This window comes from Burkholderia cepacia GG4, assembly GCF_000292915.1.
In the GTDB taxonomy this organism is placed as follows: domain Bacteria; phylum Pseudomonadota; class Gammaproteobacteria; order Burkholderiales; family Burkholderiaceae; genus Burkholderia; species Burkholderia cepacia_D.
This window is the reverse complement of the sequence record NC_018514.1, coordinates 2,287,539-2,313,229: the sequence shown is the minus strand read 5'-3', so window position 1 is coordinate 2,313,229 and position 25,691 is coordinate 2,287,539. Positions and strand designations below refer to the sequence as shown.

The window sequence follows — 25,691 nt, the reverse complement described above, 5'->3', positions numbered from 1 at the left end:
AGCGATGAAAAAAATCCGGCTCGCAAACCGCGAGCCGGATTTTTTGCGCTGTGTGCGAGCAGGTGTCGCTTCACACCGTCGGATCGACGTTCGCCTCGAGTTCGCGAATCCGCTCGTCGTTGCGCGTGTCCTTGAGCACCGGCGGCCCGGCGAAGGAGTGGCGCACGCCGAAGCCGTACCAGATCACCATCAGCACGGCCACGAACGCGACGAGCACGTAGAGCACCTTCTCGTTCGGCGGCTGGATGCCGACGTACGCGAGCACGCAGGCGCCGATCAGCGCGAGCAACGCGCACGGTTTCGACCAGATGCCCAGCTGGAACGGGCCCTTTTCGGTCCACGTGCGTCCTTCGGCGAACATCCCCGAGCCGATCGGCATCGCATACGAGATGAACAGGAACACGGCGCTGCCCGCGCTCAGTACCGAGAACGCGTCGCCGTACAACGTGACGACGATCGCGAGCACCGCACACGTCCAGATCGCGGGGCCGGGCGTCCGGTGATGCTGATTCACGCTGCGCAACAGCTTCGACGCCGGCAGCCCGCCGTCGCGCGCAAACGCATACATCATGCGCGACGTCGACATGATCGCGGCGAGGCCGCACACGTAGTTGATGAAGAACATCGCGAGCTCGAGGCAGACGCGCAAGGTCTTCGGGATCGGTGCGAGGATGGCTTCGAAGAAGCCGGTGCCCTGTTTCATCGCGGCGGTCAGGTCCGGCATGACCAGCACGAACGCGCACACCATCACGTAGCCGAACACCGCGGACCAGAACACCGACCCGATGATGCCGCGCGGTACGTTCTTCGCCGCGTCGTGCGTCTCTTCCGACGTGTGGGCGGATGCGTCGAAGCCCGTGATCGTGTAGGTCACCAGCAGCAGGCCGGACAGGAACGCGAGCGGTGTGCTCTGTTTCGGCCATGCGCCGCCGTCGACGCCCGTGAAGTTGGTGACGGTGACCAGCCGATGCAGGTCGAACGCGACCGGCGAGTAGACCAGCAGCGACACGACCAGCGCGATCGTCACGACGAAGATCAGATAGCCCGACAGGTCGGTGATCTTGCTGGCGATCTTGATGCCGCGTGCGTTCAGGATCGCCTGCGAGAGGGTGATGATCGTGATGAACGCCGTCTGATGCCACCAGGTCAGGCTGTCGGGACTGACGCCGAACATCGGTGCGATCAGGGTTTTGAAGAACGGATCGTAGGTACCGAAATTGATCGCGGCGATCACGAAGATCAGGCCGATCAGATTGAGCCACGCCGTCATCCACCCCCATTTCTTTCCGCCGAGGATCGCGCCCCAGTGGTAGAGGCCGCCCGCCGTCGGAAACGCGGACGCGATTTGCGACATCGACACCGCGACGATCAGCGCGAACAGCGAGCCGAGCGGCCAGCCCAGGCCGATCGATGCGCCGCCGGCGGCGGAAAACGCCAGTTGAAACGCCGTGATGCCGCCCGACAGAATGCAGATCACCGAAAACGACACGGCGAAGTTCGAGAAACCGCTCATGCGTCTCGACAGTTCCTGCGCGTAGCCCATCTTGTGGAGGAGGCTTACGTCACTGTCGGTGCCTGAATCAGGCTGGATTTTTGCATCCATATTCGCTCCGTCACGTATGTCCTGCATGGCAGGACCGTCATCGCTGCCCGGGCCATGTGATGCGGCCCGCTCCTGGAAGTCGTCGGTGGCACGCGATGACATGCGTCGATGGCAGTCGCGTTCCGGTCCGATACGAGAACGGTATGAAGCCAAATCTCGCGGCGATATCGGATTTCGGCAATCCAGTGAAACTCCGGAGGCGTGCACCGTTCGGGGGCATCGCATGCCGGCTTGTATTTTTGTAAGAAATCCCGATGAGTCAGGGATGACTCGTGCTTGCCGAAATGCGATAGCCGGCGAAAGGGCCTACTCCGGCTGCTGCTTGCCGTGCCTCTGCCCGAAGCGCGCCCGATAGTCGCGCGGCGATATCCCGACCCGCTTCGCGAACGCACGCTGCAACGCATCCACGCTGCCGAATCCCGACCGTTCCGCGACCCGTTCGAGCGTCCAGTCGGCCCGCTCCAGCAGCGCCTTCGCGCGCTCGACGCGTGCTGCCAGCACGAACTGCGCAGGTGAGAGCCCGGTCTCCTTGACGAAGTTGCGCGCGAACGTCCGCTCGCTCATGTGCAGGCGTGCGGCCAGCGCGGCGACGCCGAGTTCGCCGGTCGGATCGCCGGCGATCTCGGTGAGCAGCGCGCGCATGCGCGGCGTCGCGCTTGCCTGGATGCCGAGTCCGACGCTGAACTGCGTTTGTCCGCCGGGACGGTGCATGAAGAGCACGAGTTCGCGTGCGACCGCGAGCGCGGTCGGCGCGCCGCAGTCTGCCTCGACGAGTGCGAGACACAGGTCGATGCCCGCCGTCACGCCGGCCGACGTATGGAACGGCGGGTCGCTCACGTAGATCGCATCCGGCTCGACGTGCACGTCAGGGCACAGCGCTTGCAGCATCGCGCACTGGTTCCAGTGCGTGGTCGCGCGTTTGCCGTTCAACCATCCGCCCGCGGCGAGGACGAACGCGCCCGTGCAGATGCTGGCGATGCGCCGCGTGTCGGCGATTCGCGTGTGCAGCCATGGCAGCACGCCGGCCTCGGATGCCGCGTGGCGCAGCGCCGCTTCGCTGCCGCCGGCGACAATGATCGTGTCGATGGACTCGGGCAACGCGGCGAGTGCGGTCGGACCGGCGAGGCGCAGGCCCGCATGCGTGACGATGTCGTGTCCGTGTTGCGACGCGAGCGTGAGCCGATAGGGAACGACGTGCTCGGGCAGGTGGCGGTTCGCGACCGCGAACACCTCCATCGGGCCCGTGATGTCGAGTGACTGGACGCCTTCGAAGCCGACGACGACGATGTCGCGTGCCGAACCGGTTGACTGGGACATGGCAGAAAGTGCGGTGGAGTTGTCCTTGTGACCGCGAGCATGATCCTTGTAATTTTCCGGACGTGCAATTGATTGACGCGGGTGAGCGATGCGGGAATGGAACAGAAACGGCGTGACGCGCGCGATGGTGGCGCTGGTCGTGTGCGCGGTGTTGGGCGTGTGCGGATCGGGGTGGTCGGGGCCGGCGGTCGCGGACGATACACGAACGGTCACGCAAACGCTGACCGTGAACGCCCCGAAGGCGGGCCGCACGCGGCCGCTCGTCGCGATCGTCGCGGACAACGCGGGAACGGAGACGACCGATTTCATCGTCCCGTATGCGATCCTGAAGACATCCGGCGTGGTCGACGTCGTGGCCGTATCGGCCGTCGCCGGCGCGGTCGAACTGATGCCCGCGCTGCGGATGCTGGCCGATGCCACGTTCGACCGGTTCGACGCAACCGAGCCGTCGGGAGCCGACGTCGTGATCGTGCCCGCGCTGCATCGTGCCGACCGGCCGGCGGTGCTGGCGTGGTTGCGCAAGCAGGCCGCGGCCGGCGCAACGATGGTGGCGATCTGCGATGGCGCGGAGGTGCTCGCGAACGCCGGGTTGTTGCGGCATCGCACCGCGACCGCGCACTGGTATTCGCGCGACGGGTTGCGTCGCCGGTTTACCGATACGGCGTGGGTCGACGATCGCCGCTACGTGATGGACGGCAACGTGATGACGACGACCGGCGTGTCGGCGTCGATTCCCGCGTCGCTTGCCTTGGTGAATGCGCTTGCCGGGCCGGCGGCGGCGCGCGAAACGGCGCGGGACATCGGTGCGGATGGATGGAGCGATGTTCACGACGGTAGCCGGTTCGCGTTGAGCGCACGTGCCGTGGCGACCGCGCTGGCGAATCGCGTTGCGTTCTGGCGGCATCGGACCTTCGATCTGCCGGTGGCGAGCGGGTTCGACGAACTCCCGGTTGCACTCACCGCCGATGCGTGGGCGCGGACGTGGCGCAGCGATGTTGTCGCAACGGCGGATGCGCACGTGATCGAATCGAAGCACGGGCTGCGGTTGTTGACGCAGCCGGCCGATGCGCGGCATGCGCGCGTGACGATTCCCGACGGGCGGCGTGGCGAAGCGGTGCTTCCCGGTGTGCTTGGAGACGTCGCGGCACGCTACGGCGACGCGACGTCAGGCTGGGTGGCGCTGCAACTGGAGTATGCGAAGTAGCGGCTGCAGGGCTTACGCGTCGCGCGACGCCGATTGCAACCGGTGCTGCCCGGATTGCTGGCCCGGTATCCGGGATTGTCCGTGGAGGCCGATTTCGACGACCGGATCGTCGACCTCGTGCGCGATGGCTACGATATCGTCATCCGCGGCGGCAACATTCACGACTCGGCGCTGGTGTCGCGCCCGATCTTCCGCATGAATACCGTGCTGGTTGCATCGCCGGGCTATCTGGCCGCACACGGCGTGCCGCGCACGCCTGACGCACTCGGCGCGCATCGGCTGATCGCGCGCCGGTTTCTCGGCGGAGAGATCGCAACGTGGGGATTCAGGGCACGCGGCGACAGTATCGTCACGCTCGATCCAGGCGAGGCGGCGCCGCTGACGTTCTCGGCACCGGAGGCGGTGCTTCAGGCTGCATGCGACGGTCTGGGCATCGCGCAAGTCGGCGTGCATCTCGCGTGGACGCATCTGCGTGCCGGCGCGTTGAAGGTGGTGCTGCGTCGCCAGCATTTGCCGGGCGACTACGAGATGGCGATGCAGTATCCGCATCGTGCGTTGAAGGCGCCGCGCGTCCAGGCGACGGTCGACTATCTGCTCGACGCGTTTGCCGCGAACGAGAGCCTGCATGTGCCGCTGAAGGCGCTGGATGCGTACGGCGCGTGATGACCGCGGAGGGGGGCGCTTGAGGGTGTCGCCACCCGCGCGGCTTCGTGTCGAGACGTCGACTTCAGGAGCGAACGCGGGTGGTACGTTGTGACGTGCGGCTTGCGCTCAGACCGTCGCGGTGCGCCGCGCCGTCAGCCGATTCCACAGCATGCCGGCACGGCTCCCGCTTCGACAATACGCGAGCACCGGCTTCGGCAGCGCATCGACCAGCGCGCCGAACGCATCGACTTCCGCATCGCCGATCCGATCGCGTTCGACCGGCAGATAGTGCGCGTCGAGGCCGAGTTCGCGCGCAGCGGCAGCAATGGCCTCGAACGCCGGTTGATCGGCGCTTTCGCCGTCCGGCCGGTTGCAGATCACCGCGCGAAAGCCTGCGTTGCGGATCGCCTTCAGGTCCGCCGGCGTGATTTGGCGCGACGCGGTGAACCCCGTCGCCACCGCGGCCCGGCATTGCTCGAGCGCGCGCGCAAAACACGCGATCGCGAAATCGACGTCCTGCTCCGTCGTGTAGCGGCCGAAGCTGATGCGCACCGTGCGGCCCGCGGCTTCCGCATCGAGGCCGATCGCGGTCAGCACGTGCGACGGCGCGCCGCTGGTCGAGTTGCACGCGGAGGTCGACGACACGGCGAGCGCATCGCCGAGCATGAACGGGAAGAAGCCCGGCGCGTTCACCGTGAGGCTCAGCGTATGCGGGATGCGGCGTGCCGCTGCCGCGTTGTGCGTGATGTCGCCGAGCGCGAGCAGCGCGTCCTTCAGGCGTGCGCTGAGTGCCGCGATCCGCACGGCTTCGCGCTCGAGTTTTTCGGCGGCGAGTTCGCAGGCGGTGCCCATCCCGACGATCTGATGCGTCGCGAGCGTGCCCGAGCGCAGGCCGCGTTCGTGTCCGCCGCCGTGAATCTGCGGCGCGATGCGGTCGGCGATGTCGCGGCGGACGAACAGTGCGCCGATGCCTTTCGGACCATAGACCTTGTGTGCGGACATCGACAGCAGGTCGATGCCGAGCGCGCGCACGTCGATCGGCGTCTTGCCGAGCGCCTGCGCGGCGTCGACGTGCAGCAGCGCGCCAGCCGCGTGCACGATGCGCGAGATCGCGCCGATGTCGGTCAGCGTGCCGAGTTCGTTGTTGACGAGCATCAGCGACACGAGGCCCGTATCGGGGCCGATCGCCGCTGCAACCGCGTCGACGGTGATTTCGCCGTCGGCGGTGGGTGACAGGTAGGTCGCCGTCATCCCGCGCTTCGACAGGTTCGCCATCGTGTCGAGGATGGCCTTGTGTTCGAGGCGGCTCGTGATCAGGTGGCGCTTGTCGGTCGCGGTCTCCGCATAGCCCTTCAGCGCGAGGTTGTTCGATTCGGTGGCGCCCGACGTCCAGACGATCTCGTCAGCGTCCGCGCCGATCAGCGCGGCGACCTGCTCGCGTGCGTGCTCGACTTTTTCCCTCGCCAGCCGGCCGGCGGCGTGCGAGCTCGACGCGGGATTGCCGAAGATGCCGTCGGCACCGAGGCAGGCCGTCATCGCTTCGATCACGCGGGGGTCCGCCGGGGTGGTGGCTGCGTAGTCGAGGTAGTGCAGCGGAGTGGTATCGCTCATGTCCGTCTCTGGCTCTTTCGCTTCGGAATGGGAGAAATGATACGTGGGCGGGAGGGGAAAAAGGATCCAAAGTTGGCTGGGAATGTAGCTTGATGTGGAATAACGTTTTATTTATTTCTGCTATGAGGGAAATTACTTCCACATGGTCTGGCCCGGCATGGCGGTGGATTGGTCATACGGATGCCCGCATGGCCGCGGGCACGCACGCCAGCGCAACATTCAGCGCAGCGCGGTGGGTCGGAATTGAAGACATCAGCGTCGCGCCGCATGACGTCTCGTGACCGTCGAACGCGGCGGCTTCCCCTTCAACGATGAATGCAGCGTCACCTGCGGCAATCGTGCAGGCGCCGTGGATCGGACACGAACAAGCGTTGCCGAAGCGGGCGGCCGCGCGCCCCATGACCGTGCTGATTTCGGCTCCGGACTCGACCCGGCCGCCGTGGGTATGTCTGTCGCCTACCCGGATAATTCCTCGCATAGGACTCGTCCTCTGAATGATTCGCGCGGAGGTCGCGTCTTGCACGCAACATGCCGCAGCGCCGGTTTGCATCACCACGAATACCGCTGACGTTGCCGAGTCATCTGCATGAAGCGCGCAAATGGCGCCCTGCACCGGCGCCCATGATGTCTATGAGGGATTCCCCCGTAACCCGCGAATGAGTGCCACTTCGACGCTGCACCCGTTCGCGCAGCGCTTCTCCATCGACACTTCCCGCCTTTCACGCCCGATTATTTGCGTTTCGCGAATGGCGCGTTCGCCGGTTGTTCCATACCCGATCCGCAGCCGCGCACCTATCTTTCGGGCGTCGGCTGATTGAATTCGACGCCTGCAACCGCAAAGGCGGCCGCCACTTCCTCGCGACTCAGGTCGCGTCGCACACAAAGACATCGGATCTGGCGCATGCACGGACGCTCCGGCGCGTGCAGGCGGACCAATCCACGGAGACGGAAATGAAAGCAAACGAGTGGGATACCTCCTATGAGTGGAAGGCGGTGACGCTGCTGGCGCTCGGCTTCGGGCTGGTCGGCCTCGACCGCTGGCTCATCGCACCGCTGTTCCCTTCGATCATGAAGGACTTGCACCTGACCGCGCAGGATGTCGGCAACTGCATCGGCGTGCTCGGCCTGTCGTGGGGCATCTTCGCGGCGCTGATGGGCGGCATCTCCGACAAGGTCGGCCGCCGCAAGGTGCTGATCCCGGCCATCGTCGCGTTTTCGCTGCTGTCGGGCTTCTCGGGGCTCGCGGGCGGCCTGCTCGGCCTGATCGCGATCCGCGGGCTGATGGGCGTCGCGGAGGGCTCGTTCTGCCCGACGAGCTTCGCAGCGACCGCCGACGCGTCGCATCCGCGGCGGCGCGGCCTGAACCTCGGGCTGCAGCAAAGCGGCTTCGCGCTGTTCGGGCTGGCGCTGTCGCCGATCATCGCGACCCAGCTGCTCAGCTTCGTGTCGTGGCGCTGGGTGTTTGCGCTCGTGGCGATTCCCGGGCTGATCCTCGGCGCGATCATGTTCTTCGTGATTCGCGAACCGAAGCGCACGCAGGAGGTCGTGTCGGAACACGCGCCGGCTTCGCTCGGCCATGTGCTCAAGAGCCGCAACATCCTCGTCGCGATGGCCGCGCTGTGCTGCGCGATGACCGGCGTATTCGTGCTCGGCGCGCTGCTGCCGCTGTACCTGACGGATTACCTGGCGCTCGGTACGCAGAAGATGGGCCTGGTGGTGTCGGCAATCGGCTTCGGCGGCTTTCTCGGGCAGTTCGGCTTGCCGGGCCTGTCCGACCTGGTGGGACGCCGCCTCGCGAGTATCGTGGGCTTCGTCGGCACGGCGGTGATGCTCTACATTTTCCGCGGCCTCGGCCCGCAGCCGATCGCACTGTTCGTTGTCCTGTTCGTCGCGTCGTTCTTCACGCTCGGCCTGGTGTCGCTTCTGTCGGGCCCGGTGGCGACCGAAGCCGCACCCGTCGGCCTCGTGTCGACCTCGATCGGCGTGGTGGTCGGCGTCGGCGAGATCTTCGGCGGCGGCATCGCACCGGCGATGGGCGGCTATGTCGCCGCGCACTTCGGGATCCAGAACATCCTGTGGCTGCCGATGTGTGCGGTCATGCTGGGCATCGTGGTCAGCATGCTGCTGCGGGAAACCGCGCCGGCCGTGCTGCAGCGCCGGGTGGGCATGCAGCCGGAGCTCACGGCGGGCAAGCAGCCGTAACGTGCCGCCCGGTCGTACCCGCGCCCGGCGGCCGGTGAGATTGACACCTATCAGGTGACAGTGTGACGCGTTCTGCGTGACCCAACCGGCCGGCAGGTGCGGTTAGACTGCCAGTTTCGCATTCAGGATGGGCGCGGTATGGACCGGTTTCTGAGCATCGAGGCATTCGTCAGAGTCGCCGAGGCGAGCAGTTTCGCGGAAGCCGCTCGGCAACTTGGCGTGACCAGTTCGGTCGTGACGAACCGCATCCAGCAACTGGAGAAGTTCGTCAACGCGCCCTTGTTCCATCGCAGCACGCGCCACGTGCGCTTGTCGGAAGTCGGCGAGACGTTCTACCGCGAGTGCGCCGAGGTGGTAGGGCGCGTCAACGAGCTGACCGACCAGATGCGCGAGCTGCGCGCGACACCGACCGGGCGGCTGCGGATCCAGATGCTGCCCGGCTTCGCGCTCGATCACTTCGGCGTGCCGCTCGCCGAATTCAATCGCCGCTATCCGGGCATCCAGCTCGACATCATCGTCAATGACCGTGTCGTGGACCCTGTCGAAGAAGGGTTCGACATCGCGTTCCAGATCTTCCCGCCGATTTCCGAGTCGCTGATCGAGCGGCGGCTGTTCGTGGTGCGGCGCCTCTTCTGCGCGTCGCCCGCGTACCTCGAGGCGCATGGTGCGCCACAACATCCACGCGAATTGCTGCAGCACACCACGGCCTTGTATTCGGGCTATCCGTCGCGTAACCGCTGGACCATGACGCGCGGCGATGAAGTCGTCGAAATGGAGCTGCCGGGCATGATCCGCTCGAACTCCGTGCACCTGCTGCGCGAGTACGCGCTGACCGGCGGCGGCGTCGTGTGCCTGCCCACGCTGGTCGCGAGCGAAGCGCTCGTCGCGGGCCGGCTGGTGCCGATCCTGACCGAGTTCCAGCTTGCGCCGCTGAGCTTCGCGGCGGTGTATCCCGCAACGCAGCGACAGGCGTTGAAAGTAAAGGCCCTGGTCGAATTCCTCGTCGAATACATCGGCGAAGAGTCGCCGTGGGACCTTCCGCTGCTGGAGCGCGGCTGGGTCCGTTGAGCGGGGCGATTATTCGCGAAACGCAAATGCCGTAGTCGCGGTCCGTTGCCTTGTTGAGGGGCCCCCGTGCCCCTAAAGTTGAATCCAACAAGCGGTTCAACTCAGGAGACAGCAATGACCGACACGGCATTCCACACCGTCTTTGGCTCGCTCGACGGCTACACGAAGGGCGAGATCGAAATCACCAGCGGCAGCGCGCAGCACTACGCCTTCTCGAACGTCTTCGAGGTGGCAGCGAAGTCGGCCCCCTACGAAAAAGTCGTCGCCGGCAAGAACCTCGAATACGTGATCGAAGTGCTGCGGACCGACGGCCAGTCGCCGTGGTTCGCATGCGCCCACGACGAGTTCGCGATCCAGATGGACGGCGAAGTCCGCATCGAATTCATCAAGCTCGACAACCCGCCGACCACCGGTCGCGGCACCGTGAGCGCTGGCCTGGAGCCGGTGGGCCGCGAGATGGGTTACGTCGTCCTGCGCAAGGGGCACCAGGCGCTGTTGCCGGCCGGCTGCGCGTATCGCTTCGCCGCCAGCAAGCCGGGCGTCGCGCTCGTGCAGACCGTGCTCGGCGAACTGTCCGTCGAGAAGTGGGCCGACATCTGCCTGCACTGATCCATCCGACCGCCCCCATTCGAATATTCCAGGAGACACGTTATGGCCACCCTCGAGACCCTCGATCTTTCCGCAGGCTTTGCCGCCGATCTGGTGCAAGCCACGGAAGCCGATGCCGTCACCGGTTACCGCCGCTTCCAGCTCGGCGAGTTCGCGTTCCAGCGCGACGAGTACTTCGTGAAAATCAGCTGGCCGGCAAAAGGCCAGACGCGCACGCATGCGATGCCCGCGGACGCCTTCCTGCGCGCGATGATGCGCGACGTGGCGTGGGGCTTCTTCTACGGCTGGGTGAATTTCGATCACGTGTTCGGCACGCGCAATCACTACGGCAAGGTCGACATGTATGCGGGCACCTTCAACGGCATCCTGAAGGAAGCCGGCGTCGACTACACCGAGACCTTCGAAACGCCGCTCATCATGGCGACCTTCAAGGCGATGCTGCATGACTGGACCAACGAAGGATTCGATCCGTTCGCGGCGCCCGAGGAAACCGGCACGGCGTTCGGCCGCAAGCACGGCGAGAACGGCTCGGCGATCGAACGCACGCGCATCGCGACGCGCCGCATGCCGGGCCTCGAAGGCGACTCGCCGCTGCGCGACGAGCTGCCGGTCAACCGCGCGTTCCTCGACGTCGGCCAGGACGAGCCGGAAGTGCATGTGAAGCCGGGCTTCGAAGGCGAACTGCACGCGTTCAACCTGTTCAAGTACCTGTCCCGCTCGGACGTCACGTGGAATCCGTCCGTCACCTCCGTGTGCGGGCGCAGCCTGTTCTGCCCGACCACCGAGGAATTCATCCTGCCGGTGTTCCATGGCAACGACCGCGTCGAATGGTTCCTGCAGCTGTCGGACGAAATCGTGTGGGACATCGGCGACAAGAACACCGGTGCGCCGCGCGCGCGCATCACGATGCGGGCCGGCGACATTTGCGCGATGCCCGCCGACATCCGGCATCAGGGCTACTCGACGAAGCGCTCGATGCTGCTGGTCTGGGAAAACGCGACGCCGAACCTTCCGCAACGATACGAGAGCGGCGAGCTTGCGCCGTATCCGATCGCGTTCTAAGCAGCGCTTCCGCAAAAATTCGAGGACGATTCATGCAAACCCAACTCTTCATCGACGGGCGCTTCGTTGACGCCGTCGACCGCGGCACGATCGACGTGCTCAATCCGCACGACGGCTCGCTGATCACCAAAATTGCCGCCGCCACCGCGGCGGATGTGGATCTCGCCGTCGAAGCCGCCGCCCGCGCGTTCCCGACATGGTCGGCCATGCCGGCGGCCGAGCGCGGCCGGCTGCTGCTGCGCCTCGCCGATGCCATCGAGGCCAACGCGGAGGAACTCGCGCAGCTCGAATCGCTGGACACCGGTCACCCGATCCGCGATTCGCGTGCGCTCGACGTGCCGCGCACGGCAGGCTGCTTCCGCTACTTCGGCGGCATGGCCGACAAGCTGCAGGGCTCGGTGATTCCCGTCGAAACCGGCTTCCTGAACTATGTGCAGCGCGCGCCGATCGGCGTCGTCGGCCAGATCGTGCCGTGGAATTTCCCGCTGATGTTCACGAGCTGGAAGATGGGCCCGGCGCTGGCCGCGGGCAACACGGTCGTGCTCAAGCCGTCGGAAATCACGCCGCTGTCGACGTTGCGCATCGTCGAGCTGATGGCCGAGGTCGGGTTCCCGGCGGGTGTCGTCAATATCGTCCCCGGTTACGGGCATACGGCCGGCCAGCGGCTCGCCGAACACCCCGGCGTCGGCAAGATCGCGTTCACGGGTTCGACGGCGACGGGCCGCCGGATCGTCGAGGCCTCGCAGGGCAACCTGAAGCGCGTGCAGCTGGAACTGGGCGGCAAGGGCGCGAACATCGTCTTCGACGATGCGAACCTCGATGCGGCCATCAACGGTGCCGCATGGGCGATCTTTCACAACCAGGGGCAGGCGTGCATCGCGGGTTCGCGTCTCGTGCTGCACGAACGCATCGCGGATGAGTTCCTCGAGCGCTTCGTGTCGCTGGCTTCGTCGATTCGCGTCGGCAATCCGCTGGACCCGGACACCGAGATGGGCCCGCTGACGTCGAAGCAGCACCTCGATCGCGTGCTGTCGTTCGTCGACGTCGCGCGCGAGCAGGGTGGCCGCGTGCTCGCGGGCGGCAGCGCGCCGCAGGAGCCGGCGCTGGCCAACGGCTACTACGTGCGCCCGACCATCATCGAGGCGAAGAGCGCGGCCGACCGGGTTGCGCAGGAGGAAGTGTTCGGGCCGTTCGTCACCGTGCTGCGCTTCAGCAGCGACGAGGAAGCGCTGGCGATCGCCAACGCGACCGAATACGGGCTCGGCAGCGGCCTTTGGACCAACGACCTGTCCCGCGCGCACAGGATGGCGTCCAAAATCGACGCAGGCATGTGCTGGATCAACTGCTACAAGCGCGTCAATCCGGGCAGCCCGTTCGGCGGCATCGGGAAGTCGGGCTACGGCCGCGAGATGGGTTTCGAGGCGATGCACGACTACACGGAAGCGCGCTCGGTGTGGGTCAACGTCGACGGCAAGGTGCCGCCGCATTTCAAGCGCTGAGGCCGCAATGGAGCGCTTCGTCTATCAGGGAACCCCTTCCCGCGTGGTGTTCGAATGGGGGGCGCTCGAACGCTTGCCGGACGAGCTGTCCACGCTCGGCGTGCAGCGGGCGCTGATTCTGTCGACACCCGAGCAGCAGCCGCTCGCCGAACGTGTCAGAAGCGTGCTCGGCGAGCGTGCGGCCGGCGTGTGTGCGCAGGCCGTGATGCACGTGCCGGTCGAAGTTGCACGTGGCGCGCGCGAGATGGCCGCCGAGCTGGGCGCGGACTGCTGTATCGCGATCGGCGGCGGCTCGACGATCGGGCTCGGCAAGGCGATCGCGCTCGAGTCGTCGCTGCCGATTCTCGCCGTGCCGACCACTTACGCAGGCTCGGAGATGACGCCGATTTTCGGCCTCACGGAAGGCCGGCTGAAGCGCACCGGGCGCGATGCCCGCGTGCTGCCGCGCACGGTGCTCTATGACCCGTCCCTGACGCTTTCGCTGCCGCCGGGGATTTCGGCGGCTTCCGGTGTCAATGCGATGGCGCATGCGGTCGAAGCGCTTTATGCGGAAGATGCGAACCCGGTGATCAGCCTGATGGCGGAAGAATCGATTCGTGCGCTCGGCGAGGCGCTGCCCGCCATCGTCCGCACGCCCGACGATCGCGAGATGCGCAGCCGCGCGCTGTATGGCGCATGGCTCGCCGGCACTTGTCTGGGCGCGGTCGGCATGGCGTTGCACCACAAGCTCTGTCATACCCTGGGCGGCACCTTCAATCTGCCGCACGCGCAGACGCACGCCGCGATGTTGCCGCATACCGCACACTACAACCATGCCGCGGCGCCCGACGCGCTGCGACGGGTTGCGCGGGCGCTGGGCGGTACCGACGCGGCCGATGCCGGCCCGCTGTTGTTCCGGTTGAATCAGCAGCTCGGCTTGTCGGTGGCGCTCGCCGACATCGGGATGCCGGAAGCGGGCCTCGACGAGGCCGCCGACCTCGCCTGCCGGAACCCTTACGCGAATCCGCGCCCGATCGAGCGCACGGCCATTCGTGAACTGTTGCAGCATGCGTGGGAAGGGCGCGAGCCGCATTGAGCGGCCGAATGCATCAAAGGAGACGAACGTGACGAATGGTCATCATGACGGTGACACCCGGCTGACCGAGCAGGTCGTTGCCAGCTTCGACGGTACGCCGGATCCGCGCTTGCGCGTGCTGATGCAGAGCCTCGTGCGGCATCTGCATGCGTTTGTCCGCGAAACGGAGTTGACCGAGGCCGAGTGGATGGCGGCGATTCGCTTCCTGACCGAAACCGGGCAGATGTGCGACAACGTGGTGCGGCAGGAATTCATCCTGTTGTCGGACACGCTGGGCGTGTCGATGCTGGTCGATGCGATCAATCATCGCTTCGCCACCGGCGCGACGGAAACGACCGTATTCGGCCCGTTCTACATCGAGGGCATGCCCGACCGCGCGTATGGCGAGAACATGGCGTTCACGCCCGGCACGCCGGTCATCGTGCATGGTCGCGTGCTCACCACCGACGGCGCGCCGGTGCAGGGCGCCGTGCTCGACGTGTGGCAGACCGCGGACAACGGCATGTATTCCGGGCAGGACCAGGAACAGCCGCATGGCAATCTGCGCGGCCGCTACCGGACCGATGCCGAAGGCCGCTATGCGATCACGACGATTCTGCCGGTCAGCTATCCGATTCCGACCGACGGCCCGGTCGGGACGATGCTCGATGCCACCGGCCGCCATCCGTGGCGGCCCGCGCATCTGCACTTCATGATCGACGCGCCGGGCTACCGCAAGCTCGTCACGCATCTGTTCGACGAGGAGGGCGCGTATCTGAAATCGGATGCCGTCTTCGGCGTGAAGCCGTCGCTGATGGTCGCCTATCGCCCGCGCGCGGCAGATGACGAACTCGCGCGTCGGGTCGGACTGAGCGGCCCGTATCGCGAAGCGACATATGACTTCGTGCTCGACCGGAGTTGATCGACATGGCTCAATTTTTCGCGGTGTTTGCTACGGACCAGCCCGGGATGCGCGACGTGCGCGACCGCGTGCGGTCGACTCATCGGAACTACCTGCGTTCCGCCGCGCAGCACGGCGTGTATGTGCGGCTCGGCGGGCCGACACTCGACCCGCAGGGCGATGCGATGAACGGCACCCTGCTCGTCATCGAGGCCGACGATATCGATGCCGTGATGCAGTTCGTCGGCAACGATCCGTATGTGAAGGAAGGGTTGTTCTCGCGGGTGGAAGTTCGTCCGTGGGACTGGAGCCTCGGCAACCCCGAGCGGAGAGTGTGAGTCATGGGTGCCACGCAACTCTGTCGCTTCTCGGATGTGCCCGACGGCGGGGCATGGGTCGTCGATGAAGCGTGTATCGGACGGCCCGTCATCGTCGTGCGGCGCGGCGAGCAGGTGTGGGCGTATGTCAATCGTTGCCCGCATTTCTCGGTTCCGCTCGATTTCGAGCCGGGCAATGTGTCTTGCTATCGGTCCCAGGTGCTGATGTGTGCGCATCACAGCGCGCTGTTCCGGTTCGATGATGGTGTGTGTATCGACGGGCCGTGTTCGGGTGCCGGGCTGGAAGCCGTCGCGGTCGAGGTGGATTCGACGGCTTGGGTGATTTGTCGAGGTGCCTGATCCGGACGGTGCGGTCGACCAAGGGTATTCGGGTCATGCGGTAATCGTTTCAGGTTGGATGCAATCGAGAATGAGCGGAGTTCGATCCGCTCCATTAAATCAGTAAAACTAATTAAGGCGTCGTTTTTGCGACCCGGATGAAAGCGAAGCCGGGCTGGGGAAGTCGTTGTTTCACGAAGCATCGGGCGAGTACCCGCGAGACAGTGGGCGCCCGGTTCGCATTGACAGAAAAAAGACGGAGACACAATGAAACTCAGGTTTGGAGTTGTCGCGATGCTTGCCATCGCGCAGGGTGCGTACGCACAGAGCAGCGTGACCATGTTCGGTCTGATCGACAGCGGTATCTCGTATGTCAGCAACGAGGGCGGAGGGAAGAACGTCAAGTTCGACGACGGCATCTTCACCCCGAACCTGTTCGGCTTCCGCGGCACGGAAGACCTCGGCGGCGGATATCACGCGACGTTCGCGCTCGTGAACCAGTTCTCGATGGCGAACGGCGCCATCATCGGGACCGGAATCTTCGGGCGCAATGCATACGTGGGCATCGAGAGCGACCGGTTCGGCAGCGTCAGGCTGGGGAATCAATACGACTTCATGGTGGATTCCCTGTTTGCGAAGGGGAATGCGATTTCGATGGATCTCTCGGGGCTGTACGGATTCCGGAATGGTCCGTTTCAGCGGCTTGCGCTTCCGGGTAACCCGACCGGCGCGTTCGACTGGGACCGCACGGCAGGCAGCAAGCCGGTTGCGAATTCGGTCAAATACAGTTCGCCGACGATCGCGGGGTTTTCCGGTGGTGTGATGTATGCGTTCGGCGGCGTGGCCGGTTCCGTCGGCGCGGACAATACCGTGAGTGCCGGGTTGAACTATGAAGTCGGCGCGTTCGGGATCGGCGCGGCCTATACGAACGAGAAGTACGGTCCGGCGCCCGGTACGCCGTCGACCAGTGTGCGCAACTGGGGCGTCGGGATGCACTATGACTTCGGTGCGGTGACTGCGAAGGCGTTGCTGACTACCGTGCGCAATTCGTTCAACGACGCCGCCGTGTGGATGGCCGAAGCCGGTGGCGTGTGGCGGATCAGGCCGGACGTCTTTCTCGGCGCGAAGTACATGTACATGAAGGGCAACGAGGCCGTGAACGACAACCATGCGCATCAGGTCAGCGTCGCGCTGCAATACCTGTTGACGAAGCGGACGATGGTTTATGTGTCCGCGGATTATCAACGCGCGAACAGCGGCGCGAACGCGCAGATCAACGGTGTGCTCGATCCGAATGGGGCGTCGAGTTCAGCGAGTCAGGCGGTGGCGCGGGTCGGGGTGCATACGATGTTTTGACCGGGAGGCGGGCTGAACTTGCGTCAAGGTCCGCCCTGCACCGGACTACTTGGCAACTGCGGCTGCCGCTTTGGCCTTGTCCTGTTCCGCCGCCAGCGCCGCATCTGCCGCCTGCGCGCGCTGGATGGCCGGGCGAGCAAGCACGCGGTCGATATAGGCGCGAATGCGCGGCGTCTCGGGTACCAGCTTGAACATCGTGGTCCAGTTCAGCGCCGAGCCCCACAGCACATCGACCGCCGTAAAGCGCTCGCCCAGCAGGTAGGGCCCCTTCGCCAGTTGTGCATCGATCGCGTTGATGACGGCATCGAAGTCGCCGTAGGGCGACGTGGAATAGGCCGCGGGCGGGCGATTCATCGAGCGGTCGACGATGGCCGGCTCCAGGCACGAACCATAGAACGTCATCCAGCGCAGATACGGTCCACGCAGCGAATCGCCCGGCGCCGGCGACAGGCCGGCCTCCGGATACAGTTCCGCCGCGTACATGTAGACGGCAGCCTGCTCGGTGACGATCACGTCGCCGTGGCGCAGTGCGGGAACCTTGCCCATCGGGTTGATGGCGAGGTAGTCGGGTTCATGGTGTTTCCCGGCGGAGAGCTCGAACGCGTGCAGTTCATAGTCGGCGCTCAGTTCCTCGAGCAGCATCCGCGCGCCGGCCGATCGGCTGCGCGGAGAGTGGTACAGGGTCAGGTGACGGTCTTGCGGCATCGCGGGCTCCGGAGTGCGTTCGGGACAGGTATTCCAATGTAGGACGGTCGCGGGGCGCCGTCTTGGAAAAATCCGCTGCGGCGGTGCATCATTGCGCAGTCACCTCAACGGTTTGTCACCATGGCCGACTTGCGTAACGTGACCGACACGCCCAAAGGCGTCGTCGGCCCGAAAGCCATCAATCAGCGCTTCCGCCTGAATCGTTATCACCCGTGTGCCGAACTGGCCGGGGTGCTGGATCACCACTGGATCGTCGAATGGGATCTGCGCGACCAGTCGCCGTATGTGCAGCGCACGCTGCCGTATCCGTGCGTGAATCTGGTGTTCGATCGGCGGCAGACGGGGATCTTCGGTGTGGTGTCGGGCGCGTTCGAGACGACGTTGGCTGGGGCGGGGCGGGTGATCGGTTTGCGGTTCCGGCCGGGGGCGTTTCGCGCGTTCTTCGGCAAGCCGGTGCATTTGTCGACGGACAAGGTGCTGCCGGTGTCGACGCTGCTCGACTGCGGCGATGCTGAAGCCGAAGACGCGGTGCTCGGTGCCGCGGATGACGCCGGGATGGTGGCGGCGGCGGAGACGCTGCTGTTGCGGGTGCGGCCGCCGGCCGATCCGCAGGTCGAGCGCATTCATGCCATTTTGCAAATGCTCCAGGAGGACATCGGTCTCACGCAGGTGCGTGATCTGGCCGAACGTGCGGGGTTGAGCGAGCGCACGCTGCAGCAGCTCTTTTCCGACTATGTGGGGGTGACGCCGAAGTGGGTGATTTGTCGCTACCGCCTGCATGAGGCTGCCGACAAGCTCGCTGGCGGCGAGCCGGTCGATCTCGCGGAACTGGCTCAGGCGCTCGGGTATTTCGATCAGGCGCATTTCACGCGCGATTTCCGCAAGCTGGTGGGGAAGGCGCCGGCGGAGTATCGGCGGGCGGATCGGCAGGGCTGAGGTTGCGGATTCCTGATGGGCGTCGGCTCTATATGGGGTGTCGCATGGCGTGCCGGCCATCGGTGAATTTCAAACAGCGGGTGCGTTGCCGATCATTCCGCCCTATAGTGCTTGTCGTTGACCGATCTGCAAGCAAATCAGGAGTTCGTCGTGTTTCACCGGAAATCCAAGTTGGCTCGTTCGAACTTCGTGTGCGTCGTCGCCCTGACGATGATGCTGGCGCCAGTCGCGACGCATGCAGAGGCGGAGGCTGTCGACGGCACGACGCGCATCGCGTCCGCTGTCACTCACGACACGTCACCCGCACGACCGATTGTCGGCGACGACCCGGTTGCCATTCGGGATGTCCTGAAGAAGCAGCACATCAGCACCGTCTCGCCTTCCTTGAGCGACCGGGTTCGCGGCCTGGTCTCCAGCGCGGCCGACCGGCATGTGCCGAATCCCGACCTGGCGGCCGTCGATCTGGATCGTGATGTGACGTTCGTGGTGCCGGTGCGGTACGGGCTGAGGTACCGATCACAGCGGCACCTGTTGACGCTGGACGTCGACCTGTTCGACGCAGAGCGCGACGACCGGACGGGCATCCTGCTCAGAAAGGTCATCACGGGGCCACGAGGGCGCGGGCTCGTGATTGCACCCGAAGCGAAGGCGAAGGGGTACATCCAGCAGGTCGACATCATCGAACTCGAACCCGGGCAAGGCAAAAAGACCACGGTTCGTAGCCGCATGCGGGTTTCGCCCGCCGTGTACGCCCAAACGCATGGCGACTTCGCACTCGTTTTTTCCGGGCGCCTGGTTCGGCCTTACCTGACCGAACAAAACGAGCATGTCGATCCGAGCATTGATGAGCCGACGGACATTACGACCAGAATCTCTACTTTGCACATGGATATTCATGCCATCTCGCTGGTAAGTCCGTCGAGTGGTGTCGTGCTGTCGAAGAAGCTGCGGTTGTCGAAGTAGGATTTTTCTTGTACGAGGCGATGGTCGGACTTTCTCGTCGAAAACGGGCGATCTTAAGTCGCAGGATTAGATGCATTTAAGTGCAAATGCTCCTGATAGAAACGCTAAGACATTCGCCTCGCGTTCGGACAGCGTTGCGTGCAGCACCTCAAGCTTTTGCCAAGCGCTGGAAAATCTCGGCCGTTACCTTGATATCCGGTTGCCACGCGCAACGCACCAGGAAAATTCAGTCTTCGTTGTATTTAAGGGTTGCAGGGTCACTGTTTCTGAAGATTGGATACCACGGCTGCAGCAGCGGGCCGCCGGCGGAGTTGGACTTGACGATGATGTCGCACGGCACAGGTGTTGTCGTTGCCGTCGTACTGCAACGCCACACCTGACCAGTCGTCGTAGAGTCGCCGCCAGTGATGGGGATATACAGCGTGTTGTGCGGCCCGAGAACAATTGCCTGTGCAAAGGCTCTGGCTCCGGGAGGCGTCGATAACGGAATTTCCGTGATGCGGGTTCCAGTCTTGCCGTCGAGTTCGAGGATTCTATCGCTATCGTTCGGGTTTGCACGGAAGCTCGTGACCCACAAGTGGCCTGCGTTGTCGAAGACCAGACCCTCAGGACGATGGAGGTTCGGAACGGTGGCATTGGAGGCGAACACGTCAACGAATTTGCCATTGGCGGCATTGAAACGCAGGATGTATCCGGTCACCGGGTTGAAGAGCGGGTCGGTCGGGGTGTCGAGGCAACCCGATGCCGAGACGTACAAGAGACCGTCGGGGCCAAATACAACGCCGCGCGGATGGAACACATCGGTGAACACCTGAGGGTTCGGCGTGAGACTGCCTACAAACGCGCCATTATTGTTATATTCCTTTACATTGCCGGCCGCGCACCCGTTCCCCCCGACGATATCCGCCACGTAATATTGATTACCTGGCCCTCCGCGCACGATGCCGCGCGGCGCAAACGGTGCGTGTCGGTCGCTCGAGGCGACAAGCTTGCCAACAAATGTGCCTCTGTCGTCAAAGCGCAGAATCTCGCCGGATGCGGTGGCGTTCAAATTCTGGTTGACGACCACGAGTTGCCCATCCGTAAAAATCATCCCCCTGGGCCCGTCCAGCCCGGCAGCCGCAGGGGCAACAAATGAGTCAAGATAGGCTCCGCTTGCATTGAACTGCTTGACGGAATTGTCCCCCGCGTCGCCGATGAACAGTGACTGCGCTCGCGCCGAGGGGCCTACCGAAAACGCACTGAGTACCACCGCTGACAGCAAGATGGCGCGCGATACCGAACGATACGTTGAACGAAATGTTGTTCGAAAGGAACCACTGCGCGAAGAAACACCAGAGCATGCAAACATTTGATACCTCCATTTGGTGTTAACCACTTCGGGTGGACAACAAGGCAATACAAGACCAAGTTCGCTACGTAAAGTGTCCTATCCTCCGTTTGCAGGCGTAGACGAAGCCGAATTGTTGACAGCTGCCCCGTCGGTACCTGCGTTGACACCGCCGCGTGCAGTCAATATCGTTGCGACCCATATGACGAATGCTGTTGCTTGAGATGCTCTCTTAAAAAATGAGACTCAATCCTTCATGGCGTGCTCCCAATGAGCAGAAGGGAAACATTGATGAGTTATTCCGCGCCCGAAGAAAGCGCATGGTTGCCCGCGAGGAGTCGGCTGCTTGCAAGAAACGCGCGGGGGGCGTGGCAAGGTCGTCGCGCGTCGAGAAAAGAGATTTCATGATGGCCTCCTCAGAGGCAGTGCGTGTTGCGCATCGGGCAAGTGGCTTTCACGAGGCCTTCAGGATCCGGGATCCCAATGCCTTGTCGACTATGAGCATCTTCTGCGCGGCCTGTTGGTTGTCGTCGACTGTTCTGCCTATTCCAGCCAGTACACACCCTCGAACTTGCTCTCGTTGTAGCCTTTTGAAGGTTCAGCGACCGAGGACTGCTGCAACGTACCCCGAATGCCTTGGAACTTCCCGGTGCCGCCAGTCAGCACGATATTGACCATCGCGGTGCGCCGCCCGCCCGACTGTCCCACCGACGCGCGAGTCGTCCCTTCCAACCGGCCAAATACGTTGTCGCCATTGGCAAGGATAAACACCACGTAGCCTGACACCCGGCCGTCATTGTCAACCAGGTCGGTTGCCGCACGCGTGACGAAGTCCCTGATCCGGACGCCGGCAAATGCAGGCGGGTCGTTGGGGAAGGTTCGATGGTTTTCGAAGATTCGAATCTGGTGGCCGGGCATGTCGCCAATGTCGAGGGCGTGTTGTTGCGTGTATTTGGTATTGGCGGCCGGCACCGAAAAGGAAATCGTGTTCTTCTGCGGGGCCTGCGCCCATCCGCCGGTCGCACCCACCATCCCGGCGGTGGCTACAACCGCCACAACAGCCCTTGCACGAGTCAAAGTTAAGCGCTTCATCGCGTCACTCCTGCATCCAGTACGTGCCTTCGGCTTTCGTCTCGTTGATGTCCTTCGAGGGCTGCACGATGGTCGAGTTGTGCAACAGACCGCGAAGTGTTTTGAATTTTCCGGTGCCGCCGGTAAGGATGGTATTTCCCACGACGGTCAGTCGGTCACCCGCGTATTGTCCAGTCCCCTCGTACCGCCCAAAAATCTTGTCTCCATTGGCGAGCGTGTACACCACGTATGCGACGACGGGACCATCCGGCAGTTCCGCTTCGCCGGTTGTCGTCTGCTCCTTGACCGGCACCCCGGAAAACGCTGCCGTGTCTTTGGGAAAGGTTCGATGCAGCTGGAATACCCGCATGCGGTGGCCCGGCACATCGCCGACATCAATTTCGTGCTTGTCCGTGTACTTGCTATTCCCGGCGGAAACCTGATAGGAAATCGGGCTCTTCTGCTGGGCTTGGGCTGGATGCGCGCCAAGCATCATCGCGCCGACGACCGTCGCTACAAGCAGGGGCGCACGCGAGTGGGCCACGAGGGTTGTTTTCATGGCTAACCTCCGTATGAATAAGCTGCCAACGAGTAGTAGTCGTTGACGGCCTTTGCGAGAAAGTCGGCTCCGCTACTGAAGCTGGAACGGGTCGGTTGGAACAACCGGGTCCACTGGATACGCGACCGACGTCGTGGTGCCGCCAGTCGGGTCAGTCGGGTAGCTGACCCGCGTGACGCCGGTCGTTGCGTTGAGCACGTCGTGGCTCGCCGCGAGGAAACTGAACAGAAGATGCCTTTTCTTGTTCATGAACCACTCCTTCAAGGAGGCTCCAAGGTCAATCGTCGGGACCGGCGCCCGATGTGGGCTGAATGTTTTCAAAACGAAAGCGGCGTCACGCGTGATTCGTTTGCGTGACCTCTAAACTGCCGTCATCGCTCCACCTGGGGCTTAACGCAGGCGAGCGTCGACACACGTAAGCTCCCCCGCGCATTAGAAATGCGAAGAGATAAACGCGTGCGGGCACCGCATGGGTGCGCCTGGGAGCTACTGACGGATGAGGGGATATGCGTGTCGTAAGCAAGTGTCCATTGTCGCGGGTTCGTCTTGGTTCACTACTGCACTTTCCCCGGACACCACTAACGCTCACGGTGAGGTGAGTAACAAGCTACATCTTGTTGGCAAAGAAAGCGTAGAACAGAGATTGGCGAATTGCAACCCGTAACCAATTTGAAATAAACTTATCATTGTCTAATCCGGCTACTGGCGGGCGACCTTCGTACGAAGATAGTGTTCTTTTAAAGAAATCGTTGGCCAAAAAATCGGTCAGCAGCTCCACTAAAGCATGGAAGTTTTTAATTCAGCCGCCGCTCCCCTTGCTGGGTCCAAGACACCTGGCTGTTTGAAGCGCGGATATCCGTACATCGAACTGAGAGAGTTCGTTGCGAAGCTCATTGAGTCGTACAGCAAGATAGAGCTGGTAGAAGAGTCGAAGGATATGGGCATCAAGGTTGCCGTTGCGAAGGCGCTGGCGTGGCTGCTACATGAGACAGGTGGGCCCATGGCTGAGGCAGTCAGCGCGGGCGTAGATACGGCCGCGGCGAAAGTGCTATATGCGACTCTGTGCATGCGGACGAAACAGTTGTTCGAGTTTAAGGCAGTATATGGCTCGGTGAATCAGTGGGTGAACTACATCGCGCGTCAGATGCAGGAGATGATGCCGGGCCGACAGAAAATCAGCGTGCAGGATCTGAAAAAGCAACTTCAGGACAAGGCCACCGTAGGCGGAGGCGCGGACCCGGAAATTAAGGCGAAGCAGTTCGTGCCAGTCGAAAGCCCGGTGACAGAGGCCGCTGCCTCGGCAAGCGTCAAGGCCAAACCCGGCTTCGAGAAGTTGGCCAGCGCGACGCTGACGCCCGACGTGGTCGAGACGATTTACATGCCAAAATTCCGGCTCATGGCGAAGGGAGAACCTGGGTTTGCGGGCATCGGGGCAATATTCAGCGCAATCAATCTTCGTTTTGCTCGGGAAGAATTGAAGAAGTCGAACCGGTTCAATCAAACGGAAGCCGGCGTCAAGTTCGACAACGCAATTGGTGGGCTCGTGGCGGGCGTTGCGCAATATGGTTCGTCTGCGCTGGAGCAGTTGCAGAAGGCGGGCGTAAAACTATCCGAAGGCATGGCCAAGGTCGGGCGATTCCTGGGAATCGTTGCTCGGTTCGGCGGGGCTGTTGTCGGGTTGGTATCGGCGGCTATCGACGCATACCACGCCTACGATGAACTCGAGCACGGAAATATCCTTATGTTTGCGCTCTACACTACGTCGGCACTTATCGGAGGGGCCTTGGTCGTTGCTGCATTTTTAGGAAGTGTTTTGACCTTGCCGTTGCTCCTTCTCGCTGCTCTTATCGGCGTGTTGATTAACTATTTCAAGAGTCGAGAAGTGGACGATTGGCTAGAGCAATGCTATTTCGGTATCAAGGCGACTAGCGAAAGATTTGAACGCCTGGAAGAGGACCGCAAGGCGTTCACAGCAATTTTTTCTTGAATGGAGCCAGTATGGCTTTCGACGGACACTCCCGGTACAAGCTCAATCGACCGGTAACGGATACGGAGTCATCGGCACAGCTGCACATCAACAAACCGTGCACTGACAGGGCGAAGAGCGCGGGTACGGTCTTCAAAGTAACCGATACCTACCTGGAGGTATGTGATGGCCTTTATCGTGAAAAGGGCTGGGGGTTACTGGCGTTTTCTACCGCTGGGCTCCTCTTCTTCTGCCTTGTCGCGATGTTTATGTGGATAGCGACACACATGCCAATCGCTGTTCGGGAAAAAGGACAGGGGGGTATTGTTTACTTCCTGCTGGCCATTTTCACATTAGCTGGCATTGGCGGGCTCGCAGTAACAGTGCGAGCGCTTCTCGTCGATTGCTTTAATTACACTCGCAAGCCGATACGGTTTAACCGCTTGGACCGCACGATATACGCTTTTCGTCACAACGGGCCAGGTGGCGTCTTCTCCGTTCCATGGGATAGCGCGTTTTTGTACATTGAGCGCAAGCCCAAAGCTGGTCTCGCGGCAACAGCACCTCGTATGGTCCGTTGCCTTGTGCTTAACGACAAGGGGTTGGTTATCGGCACGTTCTCCATCGGAAAGTACGTAGAGCTGGCATTTGACGAAAACAGCCCGACTGGACAGCAGGCGCTGGAAGAGCTTTACCAAGACTTTGAATACTATCGGCGTTTTATGGAGGGGGGGCCATCTGCGGTACCTCCGGTAACCGAATTCCTCACTACAGAAGTCTCGCTCCGAAATTCTCTAAAGTTGCAGTTTGATGGTGCATCAGACCTGTTGAGGCCGGGGAATCCGGTTATGTTTTTGGTGACGGTTATTGCTGCACTGCCGACATTCATCCTTGCGGTTGCCTACTACATCGCACAACGGACCTGTCGCGAACCAGTGTGGCCCGAGGAAGTTGAGCGGGCGTGCAACGCTGCGATGCCTTCGAACGGGATTACAGCATGAGCCGACAGTTCATTCGTCAGAGCGATAAGACCGACCGCGACGGGGTTGTGGTTGATGGTATCGCTGGGACGTCGTTGCAAGGCCAACCTTTCGCTTATCTTGGCGCCCCCGTTCAGTGCCCCGCCTGTGGCACGACGGGTGTCATCATAAGCGACGGCTCACCACGCACGATGACGATGATGGGTAAGCAGGTCGCATTGGAGAACGATTTGTGCCAATGCAAATGTGAGCCACTGCCGAAGCTGGTGGCGTCGCAGACTCTTGGCTCAATAAAGACATGACACTCCGACGTTTCGGATGAACGCGGAACTATTTTCGGCTACTGGGCTACTGGGCTACTGGGCTACTGGGCTACTGGGCTACTGGGCTACTG

Annotated in this window: 25 protein-coding genes and 1 pseudogene; 17 read left to right on the top strand and 9 right to left on the bottom strand. The window is 63.1% G+C overall.

Translation table 11 applies throughout. The features are described from left to right. Window positions 1-70: 70 nt before the first annotated feature. Window positions 71-1,603, bottom strand: coding sequence for an amino acid permease (locus GEM_RS26010; protein ID WP_014900404.1), 1,533 nt, complete (start codon window positions 1,601-1,603; stop codon window positions 71-73). 306 nt (window positions 1,604-1,909) lie between these two features. Next, on the bottom strand, window positions 1,910-2,920 hold the full coding sequence (locus tag GEM_RS26005) for a GlxA family transcriptional regulator (RefSeq protein ID WP_014900403.1): 1,011 nt from the start codon (window positions 2,918-2,920) through the stop codon (window positions 1,910-1,912). Between the two features lie 88 nt (window positions 2,921-3,008). Between GEM_RS26005 and GEM_RS26000 the strand changes: the two genes are divergently transcribed. Both GEM_RS26000 and GEM_RS25995 read left to right on the top strand, forming a co-directional pair. Further along, window positions 3,009-4,124, top strand: coding sequence for a DJ-1/PfpI family protein (locus GEM_RS26000; protein ID WP_014900402.1), 1,116 nt, complete (start codon window positions 3,009-3,011; stop codon window positions 4,122-4,124). Window positions 4,125-4,148: 24 nt separating this feature from the next. Then, window positions 4,149-4,787: pseudogene (locus tag GEM_RS25995) on the top strand (substrate binding domain-containing protein); the annotation flags it as partial. 108 nt (window positions 4,788-4,895) lie between these two features. Here the strand turns inward: GEM_RS25995 and GEM_RS25990 are convergent. Then, the gene (locus GEM_RS25990; RefSeq protein WP_014900400.1) at window positions 4,896-6,380 is read right to left on the bottom strand and encodes an aminotransferase class V-fold PLP-dependent enzyme; all 1,485 of its coding nucleotides are present in this window, start codon (window positions 6,378-6,380) and stop codon (window positions 4,896-4,898) included. A 172-nt stretch (window positions 6,381-6,552) separates the two neighbouring features. Next, the gene (locus GEM_RS30610; RefSeq protein WP_014900399.1) at window positions 6,553-6,858 is read right to left on the bottom strand and encodes a PAAR domain-containing protein; all 306 of its coding nucleotides are present in this window, start codon (window positions 6,856-6,858) and stop codon (window positions 6,553-6,555) included. A gap of 473 nt (window positions 6,859-7,331) precedes the next feature. Here GEM_RS30610 and GEM_RS25985 point away from each other — a divergent pair, with 473 nt between their 5' ends. The 10 genes from GEM_RS25985 to GEM_RS25945 all read left to right on the top strand — a co-directional run bounded on the left by GEM_RS25985 (window position 7,332) and on the right by GEM_RS25945 (window position 16,787). Next, entirely contained in the window at window positions 7,332-8,582 is a 1,251-nt protein-coding gene (locus GEM_RS25985; protein ID WP_014900398.1) for an MFS transporter, read from the top strand. 138 nt (window positions 8,583-8,720) lie between these two features. Further along, entirely contained in the window at window positions 8,721-9,650 is a 930-nt protein-coding gene (locus tag GEM_RS25980) for a LysR family transcriptional regulator (protein WP_014900397.1), read from the top strand. Between the two features lie 114 nt (window positions 9,651-9,764). Next, complete coding sequence (locus tag GEM_RS25975) at window positions 9,765-10,259, top strand: hypothetical protein (RefSeq protein ID WP_014900396.1); 495 nt, start codon at window positions 9,765-9,767, stop codon at window positions 10,257-10,259. A gap of 42 nt (window positions 10,260-10,301) precedes the next feature. Continuing rightward, the gene (locus GEM_RS25970; protein WP_014900395.1) at window positions 10,302-11,321 is read left to right on the top strand and encodes a hypothetical protein; all 1,020 of its coding nucleotides are present in this window, start codon (window positions 10,302-10,304) and stop codon (window positions 11,319-11,321) included. A 32-nt stretch (window positions 11,322-11,353) separates the two neighbouring features. Continuing rightward, window positions 11,354-12,820, top strand: a complete 1,467-nt coding sequence (locus GEM_RS25965; RefSeq protein WP_014900394.1) for an aldehyde dehydrogenase family protein — start codon at window positions 11,354-11,356, stop codon at window positions 12,818-12,820. Window positions 12,821-12,827: 7 nt separating this feature from the next. Then, entirely contained in the window at window positions 12,828-13,895 is a 1,068-nt protein-coding gene (locus tag GEM_RS25960; protein WP_014900393.1) for a maleylacetate reductase, read from the top strand. 28 nt (window positions 13,896-13,923) lie between these two features. Then, on the top strand, window positions 13,924-14,796 hold the full coding sequence (locus GEM_RS25955; protein WP_014900392.1) for an intradiol ring-cleavage dioxygenase: 873 nt from the start codon (window positions 13,924-13,926) through the stop codon (window positions 14,794-14,796). A 5-nt stretch (window positions 14,797-14,801) separates the two neighbouring features. Beyond that, window positions 14,802-15,113: a YciI family protein gene (locus tag GEM_RS25950; protein ID WP_014900391.1), complete on the top strand. Its 312-nt coding sequence runs from the start codon at window positions 14,802-14,804 to the stop codon at window positions 15,111-15,113. Between the two features lie 3 nt (window positions 15,114-15,116). Next, window positions 15,117-15,452: a Rieske (2Fe-2S) protein gene (locus tag GEM_RS30605; protein WP_014900390.1), complete on the top strand. Its 336-nt coding sequence runs from the start codon at window positions 15,117-15,119 to the stop codon at window positions 15,450-15,452. A 246-nt stretch (window positions 15,453-15,698) separates the two neighbouring features. Next, entirely contained in the window at window positions 15,699-16,787 is a 1,089-nt protein-coding gene (locus GEM_RS25945; RefSeq protein WP_014900389.1) for a porin, read from the top strand. Window positions 16,788-16,832: 45 nt separating this feature from the next. On the opposite strand, the gene GEM_RS25940 is transcribed toward GEM_RS25945, so the two are convergent. Next, window positions 16,833-17,492 (bottom strand): glutathione S-transferase family protein, encoded by a 660-nt coding sequence (locus GEM_RS25940; protein ID WP_014900388.1) that lies wholly within the window; start codon window positions 17,490-17,492, stop codon window positions 16,833-16,835. A 120-nt stretch (window positions 17,493-17,612) separates the two neighbouring features. Between GEM_RS25940 and GEM_RS25935 the strand changes: the two genes are divergently transcribed. Beyond that, the gene (locus GEM_RS25935) at window positions 17,613-18,428 is read left to right on the top strand and encodes a DUF6597 domain-containing transcriptional factor (protein ID WP_014900387.1); all 816 of its coding nucleotides are present in this window, start codon (window positions 17,613-17,615) and stop codon (window positions 18,426-18,428) included. Between the two features lie 150 nt (window positions 18,429-18,578). Then, entirely contained in the window at window positions 18,579-19,391 is an 813-nt protein-coding gene (locus GEM_RS25930) for a hypothetical protein (protein WP_014900386.1), read from the top strand. Between the two features lie 226 nt (window positions 19,392-19,617). Here GEM_RS25930 and GEM_RS25925 read toward each other — a convergent pair whose 3' ends face one another. The 4 genes from GEM_RS25925 to GEM_RS32035 form a co-directional block, all read right to left on the bottom strand. Further along, on the bottom strand, window positions 19,618-20,742 hold the full coding sequence (locus GEM_RS25925) for a hypothetical protein (protein WP_014900385.1): 1,125 nt from the start codon (window positions 20,740-20,742) through the stop codon (window positions 19,618-19,620). A 522-nt stretch (window positions 20,743-21,264) separates the two neighbouring features. Continuing rightward, entirely contained in the window at window positions 21,265-21,813 is a 549-nt protein-coding gene (locus tag GEM_RS25920; RefSeq protein WP_014900384.1) for a hypothetical protein, read from the bottom strand. Between the two features lie 4 nt (window positions 21,814-21,817). Then, a complete protein-coding gene (locus GEM_RS25915) occupies window positions 21,818-22,351 on the bottom strand; it encodes a hypothetical protein (protein WP_014900383.1) in 534 nt (177 codons plus the stop codon). Window positions 22,352-22,423: 72 nt separating this feature from the next. Then, a complete protein-coding gene (locus GEM_RS32035) occupies window positions 22,424-22,600 on the bottom strand; it encodes a hypothetical protein (protein ID WP_014900382.1) in 177 nt (58 codons plus the stop codon). A gap of 535 nt (window positions 22,601-23,135) precedes the next feature. On the opposite strand from GEM_RS32035, the gene GEM_RS25905 reads away from it, so the two are divergent. Genes GEM_RS25905 through GEM_RS30600 form a run of 3 tightly spaced genes read left to right on the top strand, consistent with a single transcriptional unit; the run spans window position 23,136 to window position 25,599 of the window. Beyond that, window positions 23,136-24,338 (top strand): hypothetical protein, encoded by a 1,203-nt coding sequence (locus tag GEM_RS25905; protein WP_014900381.1) that lies wholly within the window; start codon window positions 23,136-23,138, stop codon window positions 24,336-24,338. Between the two features lie 11 nt (window positions 24,339-24,349). After that, window positions 24,350-25,318: a DUF6708 domain-containing protein gene (locus GEM_RS25900; RefSeq protein ID WP_014900380.1), complete on the top strand. Its 969-nt coding sequence runs from the start codon at window positions 24,350-24,352 to the stop codon at window positions 25,316-25,318. Then, window positions 25,315-25,599 (top strand): PAAR domain-containing protein, encoded by a 285-nt coding sequence (locus tag GEM_RS30600; protein WP_014900379.1) that lies wholly within the window; start codon window positions 25,315-25,317, stop codon window positions 25,597-25,599. Before GEM_RS25900 ends, GEM_RS30600 begins: the two co-directional genes overlap by 4 nt. Window positions 25,600-25,691: the final 92 nt, after the last annotated feature.

Bases quoted from the DNA above. Each gene is read 5' to 3' on its own strand.
- GEM_RS26010 (WP_014900404.1), bottom strand. From the start codon at position 1,603: ATGGATGCAAAAATCCAGCCTGATTCAGGCACCGACAGTGACGTAAGC.
- GEM_RS26005 (WP_014900403.1), bottom strand. From the start codon at position 2,920: ATGTCCCAGTCAACCGGTTCGGCACGCGACATCGTCGTCGTCGGCTTC.
- GEM_RS26000 (WP_014900402.1), top strand. From the start codon at position 3,009: ATGCGGGAATGGAACAGAAACGGCGTGACGCGCGCGATGGTGGCGCTG.
- GEM_RS25990 (WP_014900400.1), bottom strand. From the start codon at position 6,380: ATGAGCGATACCACTCCGCTGCACTACCTCGACTACGCAGCCACCACC.
- GEM_RS30610 (WP_014900399.1), bottom strand. From the start codon at position 6,858: ATGCGAGGAATTATCCGGGTAGGCGACAGACATACCCACGGCGGCCGG.
- GEM_RS25985 (WP_014900398.1), top strand. From the start codon at position 7,332: ATGAAAGCAAACGAGTGGGATACCTCCTATGAGTGGAAGGCGGTGACG.
- GEM_RS25980 (WP_014900397.1), top strand. From the start codon at position 8,721: ATGGACCGGTTTCTGAGCATCGAGGCATTCGTCAGAGTCGCCGAGGCG.
- GEM_RS25975 (WP_014900396.1), top strand. From the start codon at position 9,765: ATGACCGACACGGCATTCCACACCGTCTTTGGCTCGCTCGACGGCTAC.
- GEM_RS25970 (WP_014900395.1), top strand. From the start codon at position 10,302: ATGGCCACCCTCGAGACCCTCGATCTTTCCGCAGGCTTTGCCGCCGAT.
- GEM_RS25965 (WP_014900394.1), top strand. From the start codon at position 11,354: ATGCAAACCCAACTCTTCATCGACGGGCGCTTCGTTGACGCCGTCGAC.
- GEM_RS25960 (WP_014900393.1), top strand. From the start codon at position 12,828: ATGGAGCGCTTCGTCTATCAGGGAACCCCTTCCCGCGTGGTGTTCGAA.
- GEM_RS25950 (WP_014900391.1), top strand. From the start codon at position 14,802: ATGGCTCAATTTTTCGCGGTGTTTGCTACGGACCAGCCCGGGATGCGC.
- GEM_RS30605 (WP_014900390.1), top strand. From the start codon at position 15,117: ATGGGTGCCACGCAACTCTGTCGCTTCTCGGATGTGCCCGACGGCGGG.
- GEM_RS25945 (WP_014900389.1), top strand. From the start codon at position 15,699: ATGAAACTCAGGTTTGGAGTTGTCGCGATGCTTGCCATCGCGCAGGGT.
- GEM_RS25940 (WP_014900388.1), bottom strand. From the start codon at position 17,492: ATGCCGCAAGACCGTCACCTGACCCTGTACCACTCTCCGCGCAGCCGA.
- GEM_RS25935 (WP_014900387.1), top strand. From the start codon at position 17,613: ATGGCCGACTTGCGTAACGTGACCGACACGCCCAAAGGCGTCGTCGGC.
- GEM_RS25925 (WP_014900385.1), bottom strand. From the start codon at position 20,742: ATGTTTGCATGCTCTGGTGTTTCTTCGCGCAGTGGTTCCTTTCGAACA.
- GEM_RS25920 (WP_014900384.1), bottom strand. From the start codon at position 21,813: ATGAAGCGCTTAACTTTGACTCGTGCAAGGGCTGTTGTGGCGGTTGTA.
- GEM_RS25915 (WP_014900383.1), bottom strand. From the start codon at position 22,351: ATGAAAACAACCCTCGTGGCCCACTCGCGTGCGCCCCTGCTTGTAGCG.
- GEM_RS32035 (WP_014900382.1), bottom strand. From the start codon at position 22,600: ATGAACAAGAAAAGGCATCTTCTGTTCAGTTTCCTCGCGGCGAGCCAC.
- GEM_RS25905 (WP_014900381.1), top strand. From the start codon at position 23,136: ATGGAAGTTTTTAATTCAGCCGCCGCTCCCCTTGCTGGGTCCAAGACA.
- GEM_RS25900 (WP_014900380.1), top strand. From the start codon at position 24,350: ATGGCTTTCGACGGACACTCCCGGTACAAGCTCAATCGACCGGTAACG.
- GEM_RS30600 (WP_014900379.1), top strand. From the start codon at position 25,315: ATGAGCCGACAGTTCATTCGTCAGAGCGATAAGACCGACCGCGACGGG.